Annotated in this window: 21 protein-coding genes and 2 pseudogenes; 16 read left to right on the top strand and 7 right to left on the bottom strand. The window is 56.8% G+C overall.

Annotated features, from left to right (window positions below; translation table 11 throughout):
• Position 1 precedes the first annotated feature (1 nt).
• The 3 genes from EFB14_RS31805 (at position 2) to EFB14_RS33680 (ending at position 1,936) form a co-directional block, all read left to right on the top strand.
• Positions 2-1,327: a HipA domain-containing protein gene (locus EFB14_RS31805; RefSeq protein ID WP_208661927.1), complete on the top strand. Its 1,326-nt coding sequence runs from the start codon at positions 2-4 to the stop codon at positions 1,325-1,327.
• Positions 1,312-1,524 carry a hypothetical protein gene (locus tag EFB14_RS31800; RefSeq protein WP_125850666.1) on the top strand — a complete coding sequence of 71 codons (213 nt, stop codon included), beginning with the start codon at positions 1,312-1,314 and terminating at the stop codon, positions 1,522-1,524. The genes EFB14_RS31805 and EFB14_RS31800 overlap by 16 nt, the downstream gene beginning before the upstream one ends.
• A 139-nt stretch (positions 1,525-1,663) precedes the next feature.
• Positions 1,664-1,936, top strand: a complete 273-nt coding sequence (locus tag EFB14_RS33680) for a hypothetical protein (protein WP_125850668.1) — start codon at positions 1,664-1,666, stop codon at positions 1,934-1,936.
• Positions 1,937-2,020: 84 nt separating this feature from the next.
• Here EFB14_RS33680 and EFB14_RS31790 read toward each other — a convergent pair whose 3' ends face one another.
• A complete protein-coding gene (locus EFB14_RS31790) occupies positions 2,021-2,215 on the bottom strand; it encodes a hypothetical protein (protein ID WP_125850670.1) in 195 nt (64 codons plus the stop codon).
• An 821-nt stretch (positions 2,216-3,036) separates the two neighbouring features.
• Complete coding sequence (locus EFB14_RS31785; RefSeq protein WP_125850672.1) at positions 3,037-3,945, bottom strand: LysR family transcriptional regulator; 909 nt, start codon at positions 3,943-3,945, stop codon at positions 3,037-3,039.
• A 165-nt stretch (positions 3,946-4,110) separates the two neighbouring features.
• On the opposite strand from EFB14_RS31785, the gene EFB14_RS31780 reads away from it, so the two are divergent.
• From EFB14_RS31780 to EFB14_RS31770, 3 genes are all read left to right on the top strand, one after another.
• Complete coding sequence (locus EFB14_RS31780) at positions 4,111-4,809, top strand: type 1 glutamine amidotransferase domain-containing protein (RefSeq protein ID WP_126830726.1); 699 nt, start codon at positions 4,111-4,113, stop codon at positions 4,807-4,809.
• A 69-nt stretch (positions 4,810-4,878) separates the two neighbouring features.
• Complete coding sequence (locus EFB14_RS31775; protein WP_125850676.1) at positions 4,879-5,295, top strand: GlcG/HbpS family heme-binding protein; 417 nt, start codon at positions 4,879-4,881, stop codon at positions 5,293-5,295.
• Between the two features lie 146 nt (positions 5,296-5,441).
• Positions 5,442-6,653, top strand: coding sequence for an MFS transporter (locus EFB14_RS31770; protein ID WP_245438353.1), 1,212 nt, complete (start codon positions 5,442-5,444; stop codon positions 6,651-6,653).
• 400 nt (positions 6,654-7,053) lie between these two features.
• Here EFB14_RS31770 and EFB14_RS33675 read toward each other — a convergent pair whose 3' ends face one another.
• A complete protein-coding gene (locus EFB14_RS33675) occupies positions 7,054-7,272 on the bottom strand; it encodes a DUF6500 family protein (RefSeq protein ID WP_125850678.1) in 219 nt (72 codons plus the stop codon).
• Between the two features lie 291 nt (positions 7,273-7,563).
• Between EFB14_RS33675 and ilvB the strand changes: the two genes are divergently transcribed.
• From ilvB to EFB14_RS31750, 4 genes are all read left to right on the top strand, one after another.
• Positions 7,564-9,261, top strand: coding sequence for a biosynthetic-type acetolactate synthase large subunit (gene ilvB / locus EFB14_RS31760; RefSeq protein WP_126830724.1), 1,698 nt, complete (start codon positions 7,564-7,566; stop codon positions 9,259-9,261).
• 59 nt (positions 9,262-9,320) lie between these two features.
• Complete coding sequence (locus EFB14_RS33160; RefSeq protein ID WP_164737624.1) at positions 9,321-9,491, top strand: hypothetical protein; 171 nt, start codon at positions 9,321-9,323, stop codon at positions 9,489-9,491.
• Positions 9,492-9,763: 272 nt separating this feature from the next.
• A complete protein-coding gene (locus tag EFB14_RS31755) occupies positions 9,764-10,102 on the top strand; it encodes a hypothetical protein (RefSeq protein WP_245438352.1) in 339 nt (112 codons plus the stop codon).
• Position 10,103: 1 nt separating this feature from the next.
• On the top strand, positions 10,104-10,673 hold the full coding sequence (locus EFB14_RS31750) for a type II toxin-antitoxin system VapC family toxin (protein ID WP_126830722.1): 570 nt from the start codon (positions 10,104-10,106) through the stop codon (positions 10,671-10,673).
• Between the two features lie 74 nt (positions 10,674-10,747).
• Here EFB14_RS31750 and EFB14_RS31745 read toward each other — a convergent pair whose 3' ends face one another.
• A complete protein-coding gene (locus EFB14_RS31745) occupies positions 10,748-11,962 on the bottom strand; it encodes an AAA family ATPase (RefSeq protein ID WP_126830720.1) in 1,215 nt (404 codons plus the stop codon).
• 210 nt (positions 11,963-12,172) lie between these two features.
• Between EFB14_RS31745 and EFB14_RS33670 the strand changes: the two are divergent.
• Positions 12,173-12,470, top strand: a pseudogene (locus EFB14_RS33670) (DDE-type integrase/transposase/recombinase); the annotation flags it as partial.
• 3 nt (positions 12,471-12,473) lie between these two features.
• Positions 12,474-13,106, top strand: a pseudogene (locus tag EFB14_RS31740) (AraC family transcriptional regulator); the annotation flags it as partial.
• 218 nt (positions 13,107-13,324) lie between these two features.
• Here the strand turns inward: EFB14_RS31740 and EFB14_RS31730 are convergent.
• Positions 13,325-14,152 (bottom strand): AraC family transcriptional regulator, encoded by an 828-nt coding sequence (locus EFB14_RS31730; protein ID WP_126830718.1) that lies wholly within the window; start codon positions 14,150-14,152, stop codon positions 13,325-13,327.
• A gap of 73 nt (positions 14,153-14,225) precedes the next feature.
• On the opposite strand from EFB14_RS31730, the gene EFB14_RS31725 reads away from it, so the two are divergent.
• Complete coding sequence (locus EFB14_RS31725; protein ID WP_125850687.1) at positions 14,226-15,161, top strand: NmrA family NAD(P)-binding protein; 936 nt, start codon at positions 14,226-14,228, stop codon at positions 15,159-15,161.
• Between the two features lie 114 nt (positions 15,162-15,275).
• Here the strand turns inward: EFB14_RS31725 and EFB14_RS33155 are convergent, their stop codons facing one another.
• Positions 15,276-15,449, bottom strand: a complete 174-nt coding sequence (locus EFB14_RS33155; protein ID WP_164737623.1) for a hypothetical protein — start codon at positions 15,447-15,449, stop codon at positions 15,276-15,278.
• A gap of 287 nt (positions 15,450-15,736) precedes the next feature.
• On the opposite strand from EFB14_RS33155, the gene EFB14_RS31720 reads away from it, so the two are divergent.
• The 3 genes from EFB14_RS31720 to EFB14_RS33150 are packed head-to-tail and all read left to right on the top strand — an operon-like array spanning position 15,737 to position 16,768.
• Positions 15,737-16,003 (top strand): type II toxin-antitoxin system ParD family antitoxin, encoded by a 267-nt coding sequence (locus EFB14_RS31720; RefSeq protein ID WP_125850689.1) that lies wholly within the window; start codon positions 15,737-15,739, stop codon positions 16,001-16,003.
• On the top strand, positions 16,000-16,296 hold the full coding sequence (locus tag EFB14_RS31715; RefSeq protein ID WP_125850691.1) for a type II toxin-antitoxin system RelE/ParE family toxin: 297 nt from the start codon (positions 16,000-16,002) through the stop codon (positions 16,294-16,296). Before EFB14_RS31720 ends, EFB14_RS31715 begins: the two co-directional genes overlap by 4 nt.
• A gap of 34 nt (positions 16,297-16,330) precedes the next feature.
• Positions 16,331-16,768, top strand: a complete 438-nt coding sequence (locus EFB14_RS33150; RefSeq protein WP_164737622.1) for a hypothetical protein — start codon at positions 16,331-16,333, stop codon at positions 16,766-16,768.
• Positions 16,769-16,911: 143 nt separating this feature from the next.
• Here the strand turns inward: EFB14_RS33150 and EFB14_RS33290 are convergent.
• Positions 16,912-17,109 (bottom strand): hypothetical protein (locus EFB14_RS33290; RefSeq protein ID WP_208661925.1); only part of this gene is annotated, 198 nt, incomplete at its 5' end.

The raw sequence follows: 17,109 nt of genomic DNA, 5'->3' as shown, positions 1-17,109 counted from the left end.
CTTGGACAGTTCGGAAAACCCGGTGGGCGTGCTCGTCCGCGATCAACGCGGCGGCTTGGCCTTCGCCTACGACAGAGCTTATGTGTCACAGCCGGGGGCGATCTCCCTTTCTCTTTCCCTGCCCTTAACGGCAGAGCCGTTTGAGGAAGCGGTTGCCCGGCCCTTCTTTGACAATTTGCTTCAAGAGCGTGATGGAGCGCTTTCCGACATCATGGCTCGCGAAGGTATAGCGCGTGATGATATCGCAGGCTTGTTGTTTCATCTGGGCAAGGATTGTGCAGGAGCGCTTTCGGTTCTGCCCGCTGGCTCACCTCCGACCAAGGTTCCTGGTGATTATCAGAAAGACTATCAGCGCCTCGAGGACGACCGGCTGATCGCGATCGTCGACTCGCTTCACAAGCGGCGGCGATTGCCCGCCGGCACGGACGACCCCTCCCCCCTTGCTGGCATGCAAAGCAAAACCGCTCTCACTCTCCTGCCGGACGGATCCCTCGCGGGGCCGTTGCCCGGTTCTGGTGCGCCGACGACACATATCCTGAAAGTTCCCGACCAAGAGCATATTCATGACGGCTCTCTTGAATATGAAGCAATGCGACTGTCCCACGCGGTCGGATTTTCTACAGCCGATGTCTCCTTGCTTCCACTCGCTGGCATCGAGGTGCTTTTGGTAACGCGGTTTGACCGCGCGCTCGACAGAGACGGCCGCGTTGTACGAATTCACCAGGAGGACTTTGCGCAAGCCCTTGGTCTTCCCTCGGCGCTCAAATACGAACGACGAGGGGCTCCCGGCCGGCGTTTCGATGTCGACGCGGTCCGGCGAATTCTCGATGCGACAGACGATCCTGCGGGAGAACGAGAACTCTTTATTCAAGCGACGCTTTTTGACCTTCTCGTGGGAAACGTGGATGGTCACGCAAAGAACTTCGCGCTTTTCCATGAGCCAGGTGGGAGGATCCGTACTTCACCCCGTTACGACATTCTCCCTACACGGCTTGACGATACACTCACAGATGAACTTGCTTACCGAATTGGTGATGCCACGACGCTGGACGAGATAAGTGGAGAAGATTTTGATCTCTTCCTCCAGACTGTTGGCATTTCGAGCGCCGCGGCGCGCCAGCGCCTTTCGAAAAGATACGCCACAGAGATTGCCACCAAGCTTGCCGGACATTTAGACCGGCTTGGGAAGGGCGGACAAAAGCCGCTTGCCGACCTCATCGCCTCCAATATGCGCACGCTTCTCGGTGCACTGGATATCGAAGTCCCCGGCCCTGCAAGAGACCGTGACGCATATATTGGACGAACCGGTGGGTGGTTGTTGAGTTGAGGGTGCCCTGCAACCTGCGCACCGAAGGCGAAGTCCTGAAATGGGCGCGCAGGGAGAGCACGCATCTCGGCGGCCGTCGCCCGATCGAGACGGATGCCGGCGCAGTCGAGGTGTTCGACTACGTCGAAGCATATATACGCGACCACGCCACGCAGCCCCCCGATATTTCGTCCGCTGATGCGTGGAACAGGATGTGAAGAACGAAAATCTGCGTCGCTTCTTCCTGGAATGTCCGCTGGATAGGTGATGGGAACTTCGGTGTCTCGCGGCCGTTTAGTTGCAGATGCGGTGTATCGGGCGGGACATCCTGCGCCTCGGGCGGCAGAAGAGATCGTCATGGCAAGGGATGCCGACATAACCATATTAAGAAAGCGCGGAATGCTGGCGACCGTGCGCGGCGTCGTTGCGCATAGCGTGGGCGGGGCCGAAGTCGAGACTGCGCCCTGCGATATGCTACTGGGTAATGCAATTCTGCATGTCGCGAGATTGGACGCTTCGGTTTGCACGACCGCCGCCGCGAGTGTCGTTGCGGAGGGCATTACGTTGAATTGCGAGGATTGCCGTCGGCTTGCCTTGAAATATGGCGATAAGCTTGAAGTTCGCGAGTAGGACGCAAGAGCCCTGAGCCCTGGCCGATCAGCTTGCTGGGCCCAAGGAACCTCAATCGGACATCAGAAGAATATCTCCTGCCATTCAGTGCGAGGTGATCGCACGACCGCTGGACGAGAGATGCTCTGTAATGGCGCGCCGGATTTCGGTGACCGTGTCGAAGAGCCTGTTGTCCAAGTCGATGACATTGAAGCGGACAGCGATGAATTTGAGGCGGTTTTCGACAGGGACCGCGATCCCGACTTCCTGACCGTTGAATACGACAGCTTGCTTTTGCATAACAAACCTCGGGGCGCGCCACACGGGAGCACCATCTTAGAAAAGTGGAACAAAGGGTTTACGACGCGTCAGATTGCCGTCGTAGGTCGGTATCGGATCGAGACGAGATCACGCACGCGCTGCACCATTGCGAAGAAACGAAGTCGGACAAACAACGTCATCATCCTCCTCAAGCGAGGTCAAACGACCGCTGAGTACCGCCGGCGAAGGCCGGTTATTTCGGAACTCTTCTGTAAAAAACGTAGTCGAGAAACCTCGAGTAAGCAACTGATTTTTGTTATTATTTAGCGTTTTGAATCGTATGACAATTACCGCAGGTGCGAAGTAAAAAATGATGTACGTTCGTCCGACCCCATCATCGAAGGCCCGTCAACGGCTTTACTGGGCGATATTGTAGACTAGGCGGCATCCATTACGTTGTATCTTTCAGCCTCCTTCGGACTTGGGGCAATCAAATGGTCACTTCTACTTTTAAACATAGATAGTCTTTGCGTCCTTCTCATCGAAAGGACCACGGACCTGGGATGTTAAGGGACCGATAGACTCGAGGGTTTCGCAAGCGTCGGGACGTCTAATTGCTTTAAAATCGAAATCTACGCCCCCGGGCTCTCGTCAGTGGGGGCCGACCGCAGACAGTTCACTGCCAGGACACGCAACGCGAAAAGCAGACATTAAAGCGTTCGGCGCCAAGGTCTGGGGTTGGGCCATTGAAGCTGCTTGCTGATAGCTCGGGCAAGTCAGAAGCCGGCGATCGGCATACGGCACGATGAATGGCACGGTTTGGCCTTTGCGGACATCAGCGCGAATACAATTAGGCCATCTTAGGTCTCAGAAGTCATTTCTTTTGCCAATTCGCCGATCATCGACCGCAACCATCTGTGGGCTGGGTCGTGGCGGTAGCGAACGTGCCAAGCCATCTGGACCGGGAAAGTGCCGAGATCAACGGGAGTCGCTAGTATCTTCAGCCGCGGATCCCGCTCAAGGCGGCGGCAGATCAGGCTCGGCAGCGTTGCGCAGTAATCCGTGACGGCAAGCATCTCTGGCACGGCCAGGAAGTGCGTGACAGAAACGGCAACCTCTCGCTTGAGGTTTTGTTGCCCCAATGCCTGGAAGAGGCCGGCGCGCAGCCGGCCCGGCGGAAGCACGTTCACGTGCTTGAGGCCTTCATATTGTTCTCGTGAAATACGGTCTCGAACGTCAGGATGGTCCTTGCGCACCACGCAGGCAAGTCCGTCGTCCATCAGATGCTGGACGACAAGATTGTCGGGCGGATCGACGATCCGGCCAAGCACCATTGCGGTGGTACCAGAGATCACCCCGGTTTCGGCAAGGTCATTCCCAAATGGTGTCATACGGAGCTTAATTCCTGGCGCATGCTCCCGAAGCCGCGCCACAAGGGCAGGCATCAGCACGAGCTCGACATAACTATTGGGCGCGAGCGTGAACAGACGTTCGGCGCTTTGCGGCTGGAACTCCTGCTGGTTGAAAATGAGATCGTCCAGTTGAGCCAGCGCTGCTTCGATCGTCGGAGCGATCTCCTCGGCCAGTTGCGTCGGCCTTATGCCGTACCTTTCCCGGATGAACAGCGGATCCCGCAGGGTATCGCGCAGGCGGTTCAACGAATTGGACAGCGCCGGCTGGGTGATGCTCAGTCGCGCTGCAGCCCGTGTCACGCTCCGCTCTTCCATCAGGGCCAGGAAAACCGGGAGCAGGTTCAGATCGTATCTCATCGAGATATAATTCCATATGAATATCTAAAATCAAAGAAGTAAATTTCTGAAATATGTGGGCAGGTGTCACTATGAGCTCATCGACAAGCCGCTGCAGCTGGTCGACTCCAAATCAACCGGCACGACGCCTCATGGCGCGGCATCATCTGACGAAAGGATCCGACAATGAAAGTCCTCATGGTGCTTACCTCCCACGATACTCTCGGCAACACCGGCAAGAAAACCGGCTTCTGGCTCGAGGAGCTGGCAGCGCCGTACTATGTCTTCAAGGACGCAGGCGCCGAGATCACCCTCGCCTCGCCAAAGGGCGGCCAGCCGCCGCTCGACCCGAAGAGCGACGAGCCGATGTTCCAGACCGACCTTACGCGGCGCTTCAATGCCGACGAGGTTGCCAGGGCGCAGGTTGCAGAAACTGTGCGCCTGGACAGCGTCGACCAGAAGGACTTCGATACGGTCTTTTACCCCGGCGGCCACGGACCGCTGTGGGATCTGGCCGAAGATCCGAACTCGTTCAAGCTGATCGAATCCTTCGTCAAGGCCGGCAAGCCGATTGCCCTCGTCTGTCATGCATCGGGCGTCCTGCGTCACGTGACCAATGCCGACGGCACCCCGTTCGTTCAAGGACGCTACGTCACCGGCTTCACCAACAGCGAGGAAGAGGCTGTCGGTCTCACGAAGGTCGTGCCGTTCCTGGTCGAGGACGAACTAATCGGCCTCGGTGCGGTCTTTTCCAAGGTCAAGGACTGGGGCGTGCACACAGTCGTCGATGGCCAGCTTATCACCGGTCAGAACCCGGCGTCATCGAGCGAGGCAGCGGAGGCGCTGCTAGGCGCTTTGAGCCAGAGGAAGGTCAAGACCGCCTGAACAAACTGGAACACCGTGATCTGCCGACGGCTTGTGTCGGCGGATCACCTTCAGAAACTGGAGTTTGCCATGTCCACTACCGTTGCAACGATATTGCTGTCGGACGCCCAACAGATGATCGAAAGGTCGATCGCCGCCGCCCGCGCGCTGGATCTTGCCTGCTCAATCGCCGTCGTCGACTCGTCTGGGCACCTGCTGTCCTTTATTCGCCAGGACGGGGCGATGGCAGGCTCAGCGGCGCTTGCCATCGACAAAGCCTTTACCGCTCACCTTTTCAACAACCCGACGGACGCGCTGAATGCACTGGCGCAGCCTGGCGCCGAACTCTACGGGATCCAGCATTCGCATGGTGGAAGGGTCGTGGTCTTTGGAGGCGGCATTCCCATCCGATTTGAAGGGCGGACGATCGGCGCAATTGGCGTGAGCGGCGGGACCGTCGCGGAAGACATCGCCATCGCCGAGGCCGGCTCGGCAGCCTCCTCGTAATTTCCGGCGAGCGCCTGTCTCCGAAAAGAGCCCAGCGCCCTCGCTCAGTCATCAAATCAACCACTCGTCGCGCTTCGAAGACTGGACCAACCAGTCAACGGCTTCGCGCATCCTGCAAGCAGGTCATCAATCTCGGGAGAAAGCAAATGAATGGAGCTGATTGCGATAAGGAAGGCGACCCCAAGTTCTCTGAATTGACCATGTCGGTCGCCATCACCTGTATGGTGCTGGTTGCTATCGACCTGCGACCGGCCATCGTGTCGATCGGTCCGCTTCTTCCTTCTATCCGGGACGAGTTTGCGATTTCGAACGCACAGGCATCGTTGCTGACCGCAATCCCTGCACTGTTGATGGGGCTGTTCGCTTTCCCGACACCATGGCTTGCCCGTCGCTTCGGGCGCGACAAGGTGATGCTGGTTGCGCTCGCCACCCTCGCCATCGCCACGCTCGCGCGTGCGTTCGCGGACAATGTTACGTCACTTTTCGCCGCCACAGCGGGTGTGGGCGCGGGAATTGCCGTTGCTGGGGCTTTGGTCGCCGGCTTCATCAAGAAGAACTATCCGCGTCACGTGGCACTGTTCACAGGGATCTATGCTTCCGCGCTCGGGCTGGGGAGCACAATATCTGCTGCGCTGGCTGGACATCTGGCTGAAGCAAGCGGCGGATGGAGAATTGGTGCGGGCATCTTCACCCTGCCTGGTTTTATCGCGATCGGCGCCTGGATGGTCATTGCGCGAGCGGAGCGGCGAGCCGGGACGGTTAAGTCGGGCACGTTTGCGCCCCAGAAGGGTAGTTCGCTCCCGTTCACCAACCGAATGGCGTGGCTGGCCGCGTCTTATTTCGCGCTTAACAACTTCCTATTCTTTGGTCTGGTCGCCTGGACTGCGCCCATGTATATCGAGCGCGGCATGAGCGGCGCGGATGCGGCGTTACTCCTCGCCAGTTTCACTGCTGCATTCACGATGGCAAATCCGCTTGCCGGTTTCATCAGTCGGAACAACGATCGGCGGCGTCTAATTGCCCTGTTCGCGTCTACGTCTCTGTTCGGCATCTTAGCGATTGTTCTTATGCCGTCGATGATGCCGTATCTTTTCATTCCCCTGATTGCCGTTGGCGTCGGAGGCTCCTTTACCTTTGGCATGGTGCTGCCGCTCGACCACGCTCGGGATGCGAACGAAGCGAACTCCTGGACAGCCTTTGTTCTGGGCATCGGCTACTTCGCAGGAGCTTTGGGTCCATTCCTGCTTGGTGTGGCGCGCGACAGCACCGGGGGGTTCACTGTTCCAGTCTGGATGCTGGTTATCGCTGCAGTTCTCAAGCTGTCACTAGCCCCGCTGCTTCACCCCGGCCGTATCTAGCTGGGGAAAGCAGCAATCACCGAGTCCACCGCTTTTTTTGGTCGCCTCCAAACACACGTCAAAACAGTGACTTCATTCGTATCTTCGCCGTCTACTATAGCGCGACCTGAGCCGAGCGGCTGCCCACCCCCTTTTCGGCCTCTGAGCAATACGAAAGATCGACCCAAAGCCGGTGACAAGCAAAGGGACGACGCCCTGTATGACCGACAACTGTCGGATCACTTAGCGCAGATGAAGGACAGCTTCCCCCTGAGCAGCCACCCAAAGGCTGCCAGGCCGTTGCCCACCATCATCGCAGACCCCTGCTTGAGCACACTGGCAGCAGGGAGGGGCTGGACCGCAATTGACCCCATTGCAGGTGTTTAACGCAGGCAGACACGATTCTGAAAGCGGTCATCACCTACTGCCCAGATCTAATCATCTCACGAATTTTAGTCGCCTTCTCGAAATGATCGAGAGCATGGGTTTTAATCCACCACTCAGCGGCTTCCATAAGGAGGTCGGGGTCGTCGTTCTTGTTTGCAAAGAATGCATAGAATGACAGGCCAACGCCTTCACCCCTTTTTGAGATTTTTTCGTCGCAGACTGAAATGGCTTTCGCCCTTAGGGTTAGTCTCATGATGTGGCCCTAGCTTCACATGGAGGTTCAAATGTCCCGCAGGATGTTACCTCATTTCACTATTTTCCATCAATGGTGGTATTGCGTAGAAGCAACGTTGACGACGTGTAGATTTGCAAGTAACTCTGCCACTCATGGTAATCGCAACGGTTCTCGTAGTGGTGATGTCGCGCATGGGCAGGACGGTGTAACCGTCCGGCAGCTGCCGCCCGTGCGCCGAAAACAAGGTCCCTGACGGGCCTTTTTTTATGCCCGTCGCACACCTCATCTTTCACCATGACGGACCCTAATATGACCAGCGGTAAAGCTAATTCCTTTTCTAGCAGCGCCTCCGATGCGCTGATGAACGGAGGCGAGATCGTTCTGCAAGCGTTGCGCGACAACGGTGTCGAACACATTTTCGGTTACCCCGGTGCAGCGGTGCTGCCGATCTATGACGAAATCTTCCAACAGGAGGACATCAAACATTTCCTGGTGCGCCACGAGCAAGGCGCCGGACACGCAGCCGAAGGCTATGCCCGCTCGACGGGAAAGGTCGGCGTCATGCTGGTGACATCGGGACCGGGCGTTACAAATGCGGTCACGGCGCTGCAGGATGCCCTTATGGACTCCGTTCCGCTCGTCTGCCTCTCCGGTCAAGTGCCGACAAATCTGATCGGCACGGACGCTTTTCAGGAATGCGATACGGTCGGCATCACCCGCCCCTGCACAAAGCACAATTTCCTGGTCCAACACATCGACGATCTGGCCAAAACGATACATCTGGCTTTCCGGATCGCGGCGGCCGGTCGACCCGGTCCTGTTCTCGTCGACATGCCGAAGGACGTGCTCTTCGCCAGCGGGACCTACGTCTCACGTGACAAGGTGGCTCTGCTGCCGAGCTGCCAGCCTGCAATGCAAGACGATCAGAACGCGATCCAGGCGGCTGTCGCATTGATGGCCGAAGCCCGGCGCCCGATCATCTATACCGGCGGCGGCGTTATCAACGCCGGACTGGAGGCGTCGAGATTGTTGCGCGAGTTCGTGGACCTCACGGGCTTTCCCGTAACGTCCACCATCATGGGGCTTGGAGCGTACCCCGCCACCGGACCGAACTGGCTTCGAGTCGCCGGACAGGACGGATCGCATGAAGCCAATATGGCCATTGGCGATTGCGACCTGATGATCGCCATCGGCGCGCGCTTTGACGACCTTGCGACCTCGCGTGCCCAGGAGTTTTCACTTCGCTCGAAGAAAATCCAGATCGATATCGATGCGTCATCGATCAACAAACGCGTTCTCGTCGACATCGGCATTCAGGGCGACGCCGCGCATGTGCTGGCTGATATGATCCATGCCTGGCGGTCGCTCCCCAATATGCCCGACCAGAAGCGGTTGCGGGCGTGGTGGACAAAGATCGATCATTGGCGAGCCCACCATTCCTTTTCCTACGAGCGGCTGGACTATGCAATTACGCCGCAACATGCCCTGAAGCGCCTGCATGCGCTGACAAAGCCGCACGACCCCATCATCGCGACGGAGATCGGTCAGCAGATGTGGGTGGCGCAGTTCTTCGGTTTCGACAAACCCAATCGCTGGATTACCTCGGGCGGGCTGGGGACTATGGGTTTCGGCCTTCCCGCCGCGCTCGGGGCGCAAATCGCAAATCCCGGCCGTCTTGTCATCGATATTGCCGGCGACGCGTCGGTGCTAACGACGATGAAAGAGCTGTCGACGGCGATACAGCATCAAGCCCCGATCAAGATTTTCATCTTGCGCAATGAGCATCCGGGCATGGCGCGAGAATGGGGTCAGGTTGCAGATGGCAATCATCGATCCCGCGCTTATGCGGCTTCGCTGCCTGATTTTTCCAAGCTCGCGGAAGCCTATGGCGCCATCGGCCTTCGTTGCGAGAACCCCAGCGAACTCGATGCCAGGATAGAGGAGATGATCGACGCGGACCGACCGGTGCTCTTTGACTGCCGAGTCGCAGGCCTTGCCGACGCCTAGGCGCGGTAACGCCCGCAGTTGCCTTTTTCATATGCTCAATTTGTCCCGAGAAGGGCCACGTGACGATCGAATTGCAGTTGCCGAGGTCGCGCACTTGCGTGGTGATCGCGGTCAAGACCGTTCTCGACTGGAGCCAGATTCCGGTGAAGTTTGCAATTACCCACATCTGCGTGTCGGCGATACGGGCGAGAACATCGCCCAGCCATTCCTTCGGATCGATGTTGCCCTGATCTGGTGGACGCCTCCGCTCCCGGCATCGCAATGTGCAAAGTGTGGCTGCCGGAAGTCATATAAGGGAGACCGTCCATGGAGCGAACATCGACGCAGCGCACCTCCTGATAAAGAGCTCAGGTTTGCGGCTGGTTGAACGCGCGACTGAAAATGGAGAGCGGCACTTCTCTGGTGATACGGCAGGTTGGCAGCTTCGACAGCTTGAAAATTGGCCAACTAGTGATATGTTAGACAAAATCGCATTTTGTTAGACAACGGCAGTCGTCGGATCATGAAGAAAACTCCAACAGAAAAAATCATTCCGGCAGCACCGCGTGTCGCCGCGACAGCAGCGCGAAAGGCTCGTACGGGGGACGTGACCGTCAAAGCACGCATTAGTGCCGTTATGGAAGCGGCTGAGCACTCCGGGCTACTGGGTGAAAAGAGCAAACGCATTGGCGGCCGCATTAGCTCAGCTTTAGTTGAGCAGGCTAAGAAGCACACCGGGATCGAGACGGACACCGACCTGATCGAATTTGCCCTCGCCAGTGTTGCTCTCGAGGATAAATTCGCCGAAACCTTTCGAAAGACGCGCGGCACCGTCGATCCCGCATTAAAGCTCGGGTTCTGACTTGCCAGCTTTCGATGTCGACTCCGCGCTTCGATGGGCGCGCCTCGATCCAGGAAGGACGCTCGCCCGACGAGCAGACGAGCACCTCCCTTTCATTTCGGACACAGCAGAAGCTGGAAACGAGCTTCTTTTGGATACCTGCGTTTATATCGATGGAATGCAGGGCAGATCCCCTGACGTAGTGGCAGACCTCTTGGACATACGCCAGATCAATCACTCAACCGTCGCGATCCAGGAGTTGATGCACACCATTGGTGTTCTGGATCCGGGGCATCCGGGAACAAAGACAGCTATTGGGCAGATCAAAACAACCATCGCCGCAATGCCTGAGCATCGCATCTTCACACCGGATGCCGATGTTCTCGGCCGCGGCGCAATGCTCTCGGGTATCTTATGCCGAATTCAGGGCTATCAGTATGACGCACGCTTGAGAGCGCTTCACGATTGCGTTCTTTTCCTCCAGGCACAAAAGCTCGGCTTGGCGGTTCTAACCGCGAATGTGAGCGATTTTGACTACCTGCTGCAATTGATGCCGACTTCTAGGGTTTTGCTATATCGGGTGGCTGCGTGACGAACGCCCTCGCCTTGAACGGAGTCAAACCGGCTCTGTTGCAAATTTCCATTTTGGAATAACGACGCGCCGCCTCATCCTATTTTTGGGACAGCTCCAAAGCTGCCTCCCAGATATTTGCGATAGTAGTTGTCTGATCGCTTCACGGATTGGATGTCGCGAAGACCGTAGACCGTGGTTCTGCCCTGGTAGTCCTTATCGCAGAATAGAACTTCCTCTTTCAGAAAATCCTCTAAGAGCGAGGGATTGTGGCAACTCATCCAAAGCTGCGCGTTGTGGGGGTTGCGTTCAGAATCGTAGAACCACCGAAGAATCTCAGGCAAAAGGAGCGGATGTATGGTTGCGTCGAGTTCGTCGAGAACGGCAATGCCGCCGCTTTGCAGCGCCCCGAGAATGAATGGATACAACCGGATGAACTGTCGAGTTCCGTGACTCTCGTAGATGATAGGCATGGGAACGGCCAGTCCCTCATGCTCAAAAAGAGCTATCGGGCCATTGTGACCCTGCTCGATCCGCATCTCACGTATTCCTACGTCAATTCGTTGTATCTCTCGATTGAAGACAGCTACCAGATCGGGGTTACCAGCGTAATGTCTTACGGCAGTGTCATCGGTGCCATCGAACTTCTCAATTAGGATGTTCGACACGACCAAGCTGGCTGTCTGCCACAGTAGCTTCGCATAGGGGTGATCTAGCTGTGCAAGGGTGGAAATTACGCTCGCGTCCGGCCGCAATACCTTTTCCAGCGCCTGGCGATATCCTGACAGCCCGAATGGCTTCGACGCAGCTACCTCGCCGGCGGCATTCCGTTCAAACAACCGTACTTTGCGGCTCGCCGTCGACGGCCAATAGTAAAGGGCTTCGTGGTCAACCGTCTGGTGACCATCGCGCCCGCCAATGACAAATTCATACGCATATCGGCACTGCGCTGCATCCGGGTCATCGACCTTCTCAATATCCTCGATGCCTGAAAGTTGTATCGCGATCCGCGTCGGAGCAACAAGCATTTCTTCGCTGTTGAAGCGATCGAAAGGCATACGGCTGCCCCGAGGCGCGGAGAAGCTGTCTTTCGCAAACCATTTTATGAAAGAAAGGGCCTTTGAGACCGTCGATTTTCCCGAGGCGTTCGGACCAAAAAGCGCAATGACTTTCGGCGCCTTCTCATTAGATCCCCTCCATAATGGAGCAAAGCGACCGGGCTCATCGGGCGCGTTCGCAGCAACCGTCAAATCGATGACCTGGCGATCATGGATTGAGTAGAAATTCTCGATCTCGACACGATGAAGCATGTGGATATCCACCACTCGACACGATTTATGACAAAGCAAGGAAAGCACTTTGACAAAAAAATCAAATGATCCTCCTCATTCCGAATCATCTACCGCTCATCTCTTCGCACTAGGAGACAAGACGATGTATGGTGCGGTATCGCGCGCGCCACGCACCAACAGCAGCCGGCAAATCATGGCAACTCATCGCGGAGAACATTGCGTTTCGGTCGCGATACAAAGGCGGCCAAGCGGTTGTTGATTAGACTGATGAAGAAGCAAGGCCTGCCGTCAAAGTGCATAGTCACCGACAAACTGCGCTCTTACGCGGCGGCGAAGCGAGATGTGATGTCCGCTGTCGAACATCGATCGCACAAAGGCCTGCAATCGCGCGGAAAATCCCCATCTGCCGCTCCGAGAGCGGGTGATGCAGGGTTTCCGATCTGTCGAAGGCTTGCAACGTTTCATCTCGGTCTTTTCCGCAGTCAGAAATCTTTTCGTCGCCCCGCACCGTAAAAGCTCAGCCCTGGACAGTCCACAGCGGCCACTGCTGGCCGTCTATCTCCAGTTCGATATGCAGATGGCGGCCGAGATTGACTTGCAGGTCGAACAATACGCCGGCCCCGAAAAGGCCGAGCCGAGAGGTCTCTTTTCGAGCAAAATGGATAGCGGCATCGAAGACGTCTTGCTGCGATTACTGACGGCCCTCGGCAGCCCGCTTGATGTCGCTGTGCTCGGCACCTCGATCCTGCGCGAATTGCACTACCGCGTCATGGTCGGCCCGCAAGGCGGCGCGGTGATTGCGGCCCTTCAGCGGAAAGGAACGTCCGGAAAACTTGTTGAGAGCGTGGCGTGGCTGCGGGCTAACTACGGCTCCGAAATTGCGGTCGCGGATCTGGCTCGAGACGTGGGAATGAGTGTTCCTTCCTACCACGTTCATTTCAAGAACCTGACCGGCTCGAGTCCGATGCAATACGTAAAAGCGATGCGGCTCCATGAGGCGAGACTTATGATCGCCCGCCAAAGTGGGACGATCGCGACGGTGGCGGCTTCAGTCGGCTATGTCAGCCCGACGCAGTTCAGCCGCGATTTTAAGCGGCATTTCGGGCGCACGGCGTCGGAAGAGGCGAAATGGGTTCAACAGCACCTCGGAGAACAGATCTGACCATTCCCCGAGGCTTCTTTGCGAGCGCGTCGCATAGTCAAAATGCCTGGCATCTCATTGCAGAGCAGCCTGAAGCGCAGCCTTGCAATGACCCAGGGTGGTATCGAATACGGGGACGCCGACATTATCCTGATTCAAGAGTATCCCCACCTCACTCCGGCTTCAGGCAGAAAGTAGACTTAGGAGTGTCGCCGTCGATACTTCAGATGGGCAACGTCTCACGCGCGCTCGGCGCTCAAAAGCCGATCGGCAAAATAGCGTGATGGCGTGGTCCCAAGCGCCTTCCTGAACATGACGATGAAGGCCGTCGTGGATTCGTACCCTAAGTCGCCTGCCACCTTTTGGACTGTTGCACCGCCGGCAAGTTCCCGCAGCGCGATGACTAGATGTAGCTGGCGCCGCCAACGGCCGAAGCTCAATCCTGTCTGTTGGACCATAAGCCTCTTCAACGATCGCTCACTGACGGCGACATGCTCAGCCCATTGGCCGAGAGTACGGCGGTCGCTCGGGTCTGCCAAAAGAGCCGCAGCGATCAAGGCGATCTTCGGATGGTCAGATATAGGTAGCTCCAGCCCCTCACGTGGCATCAGCGCGAGTTCATCGAGCATGACCCGCACGAGGCGATCGACATGAGCGTCGCGCGCATCACTTTCTGATAGTTCCGCTACCCGAAGTATCATCTCCCGAAGCATCGGCGATACCGAAAGCGTGCAGCATTCAGCCGGAAGCATGGCCGCGCCGGGCTCGACAAACAGGTATGTTAGACGAGCATTGGACGTGACCTGATTGCTGTGAGGAACGCCACCGGGTACCCAAAAACCGCAGTCGGGCGGAACGATCCAGACCCCACTTTCCGCTCTGCAGGTAACCGCGCCATGGAGCGCCACGATCAGTTGACCCTGCCGGTGCTGGTGCAGCAGTCCCTCGGCTTCATAGTCGGCGAAGTCCATCCTGATTGCCATCGCCGGCCCGTGCGAGAGGCTCAGATCGCAAGCGGTACTGCAGGGAGGTCGCTTATTCGACGATTGGCCCGATTTCGAGATCATATGGCATTATCTCCAATTTTGCTCGTGATGCAAACCTTTAGGATGTTGGTCAAATAACTCTAGGAGATTAGCCATGCGTATTGCCGTGGTTGGCGCGACCGGCAGGATCGGTGCCAAACTTACCGAGAACCTCTTGGCCAAAGGCCATTCAGTCAAAGCTCTTTCGAGAGGAGGGCCCGCGCTCGATGTACTTGTCGCGAAAGGAGCAGAACCGTTCCTTGGTAGCTTCGACACAGGTGCTGGTGAGCTTGGCACGTTCCTCGAAGACGTTGACGCTGCGTTCCTAATGGTCAAAACCATTTGGGAGGCGGAGGACCTTCATGGGCACTACCCTACGGTAGCGCTTCGGTTTTTCGACGCACTTCGGAATTCCCCAGTGAAATTTGCCGTGAGCCTGACCGGAATGGGATCCGAGGTCAGCGGGAACACCGGCCATTTTCAGGGCTTCCATATCCTGGATCAGATCCTCAACCGACTACGCGACATCAACTTGGTGCACCTGCAGGGTGGCTGGTTCATGGAGGACCTGTCCAGGTGGGTCGATTCGATCGCGCAGCACGATAGGATCGGCTGGTCGCTTGACCCCAACGTCAAAGCTCCTTGGGTTGCCATTCAAGACATCGCGGATTTCGCGGCGAAGGAGTTCGACACGCCCACTGACCGGCACCGATCCGTAAAGCAACTGGGCATCGATTACACGATGCCTGAGATCGCCGCGATTATCGGCCGGGCACTCGGTAGAGAGGTGGACTATCGCTTCGTCGATACGAGCGATCGCGAGGTCGAAACGGTATTCCGGGAGAGGTTCGGAACTCTCGAACGGTGGGTCTATGATAACAACACCTTGGCTGCTCTTAACGATGGGCGTGTGAAGTTTCGCGATGATCGTCCGGCGCTGCGCACGACAATGGAAGAATTCGCCAAAGACACCCTCAGACCGCTGATCGAGAAGGCGCGGACGGATGGCGTCAAACCAGAGACCTTCCTGACGTGGAACTCACAAGAATAATTGCTGAGTTGGATCGGCGGCCTGAAAGAGCTCGACGCCTCTCAGGAAGGCGATGTCACGTTGTCAGTGGCTTAACGGTTGGCAAGGAACCTCAACATCGTTCTGGATCCGCCTTCATCCCAAATCGATCTCGTCGGCGGCCTTGCGGGCGCGATCGTCGACGAACTGGTTCATTGAGCGCTGACGATGGGTCTCGATCTGGGCGGCCATGTCGAGGACGTCTTGCATCCAATCACCGGCCCTGAAGCCCTTCACGTCGGAGAATTGCCACTCGGAATAGTCCTTCATGAGATCCTTGGTGACATCGAACTTCGCAACAGACAGTTCGCCCGCGAAGAAATGGACTTCGCCTGTGTAGTAGGGTCACCGGGGGCCGATGATAAGCCTTCGTCTCGGAAAACGAGGCAATAAGGCCGATCCTTGAACGTGAAGTGGTTCATGGTCACAAAACTGGGCCTTAAATGGCATTTCCGCCAAAACTCTCCAGAGGTGAACAGTAGAAACCCGGATGATCACGCTTGATAATAGTTGATAAAGCAACTAGGCTCCTTTCGTTACCTTAGATGGAGGACTGCATGATCAGTGCCGATTTAGGAAAGCAGCTAGAAAGCTATATTCAGCAGCTCGTGGATACAGGTCGCTACGGCTCAAAAAGCGAAGTGCTGCGTGAAGGTGTGCGATTGGTCCAGGACCGTGAGACTCGACTAGCCGCGCTCGATGCTTCCATAATGCGCGGCATTACCGATGCGGACGCCGGCCGGACCAAGCCGGCAAGCGATGTATTCAGCCGTCTTGACGCTAAATACCGTGCGATGGCTGACAAGGCCGAAAAATCGGCATGATCCTTGAGTTTTCCAGCGAGGCCGAAAGCGATCTTGAGCAGATCGCCGATTACATTGCCGAGCACAATGCAAGTCGCGCTATTTCATTCATCCAGGAGCTGCGGAGAAAGTGTGAAGATCTGGTCATTAACCCGAATGGCTGTGCCCTCGTCCCGCGCTACGAAAACCATGGTATCCGTCGGCGCGTTCACGGAAACTACCTGATCTGTTATCGCGTTGAACCCGGTAAGTTGGTCATCATCCATATCCTGCATGGCGCCACCGACTATGGCGCCCAACTGTTCGGCGAATGATTCAAGATGCCCCGCGAGGACGTAGTCTCCGCTCTTGATGCGAATCGAACCTGAAGCCCCGCCGTTCAATTGGTCTGCTTTTGACGTTCGGGAGCGAGTGCCCTCGATCTGCGCCGGTTCGGCAGTACGGCGGATGCTCGAGCAAACCAGTCCCGTCGGCGTCATCACGATCCACGACATCAACCTGGCGATCCGGAAATGCGATCAGCTTGCGGTCCTCGATCGAGGGGAGATCATCGCCAGCGGTCCACCAGCCAACGTGATTACACCGGAGGTTCGTCCCGAAATCCGCAATCTGGCCGATCTGCGCCCCACCAGCTTGGATGATCTTCGAAAGCGCGTCGTTGATGTTGTCCATCTGGAAACAAAGGTGCCCGAGGCCCGGTTCGTTGACCCTCGGCTGATCACGATGGTGGGTGGTCGTATGCTGATATATTTCGAGAAAAGGGCGTTCAAGTGCGGGAAATTTTAGCCAGATGGTGTAAATCTCCGAATTCGGCAGTCCATTACCTCGCGAGACTTAAGGAGCGCGAAGCAATTCGCATTTCATGACATGCATGTAGAACGCTGCAAGTGCTTCCGCATCGTGAGCTACCAAGTTGATGTGAGCAAGTTTTATGGCGTTCGGCCTCTCGTTTTCGCGGGACCATAGCAACTGGTCAAAGGCAACGAAAGAAGTCCGCAAAGGGCCGATACCGTTGATAAAGTCGCGTCGAGATCGTGCGGCAGCTCTGGATTGCGGCTGGCGCGCCAAGGTGTAGCTCCCTTTATGCTGGTTTCGGCATCGGCGTCGGGATTAGCTTTGCGAGTTTC

This window comes from Rhizobium fabae (assembly GCF_003985135.1).
Taxonomy (GTDB): domain Bacteria; phylum Pseudomonadota; class Alphaproteobacteria; order Rhizobiales; family Rhizobiaceae; genus Rhizobium; species Rhizobium pisi.
Note: the sequence above shows the minus strand (reverse complement) of the source record. Positions and strands in the feature narration are given on the sequence as shown.

What these genes read in the sequence shown, in the direction of transcription:
- EFB14_RS33680 (WP_125850668.1), top strand. Translation starts at nt 1,664, where the DNA reads ATGGCAAGGGATGCCGACATAACCATATTAAGAAAGCGCGGAATGCTG.
- EFB14_RS31790 (WP_125850670.1), bottom strand. Translation starts at nt 2,215, where the DNA reads ATGCAAAAGCAAGCTGTCGTATTCAACGGTCAGGAAGTCGGGATCGCG.
- EFB14_RS31785 (WP_125850672.1), bottom strand. Translation starts at nt 3,945, where the DNA reads ATGAGATACGATCTGAACCTGCTCCCGGTTTTCCTGGCCCTGATGGAA.
- EFB14_RS31780 (WP_126830726.1), top strand. Translation starts at nt 4,111, where the DNA reads ATGAAAGTCCTCATGGTGCTTACCTCCCACGATACTCTCGGCAACACC.
- EFB14_RS31775 (WP_125850676.1), top strand. Translation starts at nt 4,879, where the DNA reads ATGTCCACTACCGTTGCAACGATATTGCTGTCGGACGCCCAACAGATG.
- EFB14_RS31770 (WP_245438353.1), top strand. Translation starts at nt 5,442, where the DNA reads ATGAATGGAGCTGATTGCGATAAGGAAGGCGACCCCAAGTTCTCTGAA.
- EFB14_RS33675 (WP_125850678.1), bottom strand. Translation starts at nt 7,272, where the DNA reads ATGAGACTAACCCTAAGGGCGAAAGCCATTTCAGTCTGCGACGAAAAA.
- ilvB (WP_126830724.1), top strand. Translation starts at nt 7,564, where the DNA reads ATGACCAGCGGTAAAGCTAATTCCTTTTCTAGCAGCGCCTCCGATGCG.
- EFB14_RS31755 (WP_245438352.1), top strand. Translation starts at nt 9,764, where the DNA reads ATGAAGAAAACTCCAACAGAAAAAATCATTCCGGCAGCACCGCGTGTC.
- EFB14_RS31745 (WP_126830720.1), bottom strand. Translation starts at nt 11,962, where the DNA reads ATGCTTCATCGTGTCGAGATCGAGAATTTCTACTCAATCCATGATCGC.
- EFB14_RS31730 (WP_126830718.1), bottom strand. Translation starts at nt 14,152, where the DNA reads ATGATCTCGAAATCGGGCCAATCGTCGAATAAGCGACCTCCCTGCAGT.
- EFB14_RS31725 (WP_125850687.1), top strand. Translation starts at nt 14,226, where the DNA reads ATGCGTATTGCCGTGGTTGGCGCGACCGGCAGGATCGGTGCCAAACTT.
- EFB14_RS33155 (WP_164737623.1), bottom strand. Translation starts at nt 15,449, where the DNA reads ATGAAGGACTATTCCGAGTGGCAATTCTCCGACGTGAAGGGCTTCAGG.
- EFB14_RS31720 (WP_125850689.1), top strand. Translation starts at nt 15,737, where the DNA reads ATGATCAGTGCCGATTTAGGAAAGCAGCTAGAAAGCTATATTCAGCAG.
- EFB14_RS31715 (WP_125850691.1), top strand. Translation starts at nt 16,000, where the DNA reads ATGATCCTTGAGTTTTCCAGCGAGGCCGAAAGCGATCTTGAGCAGATC.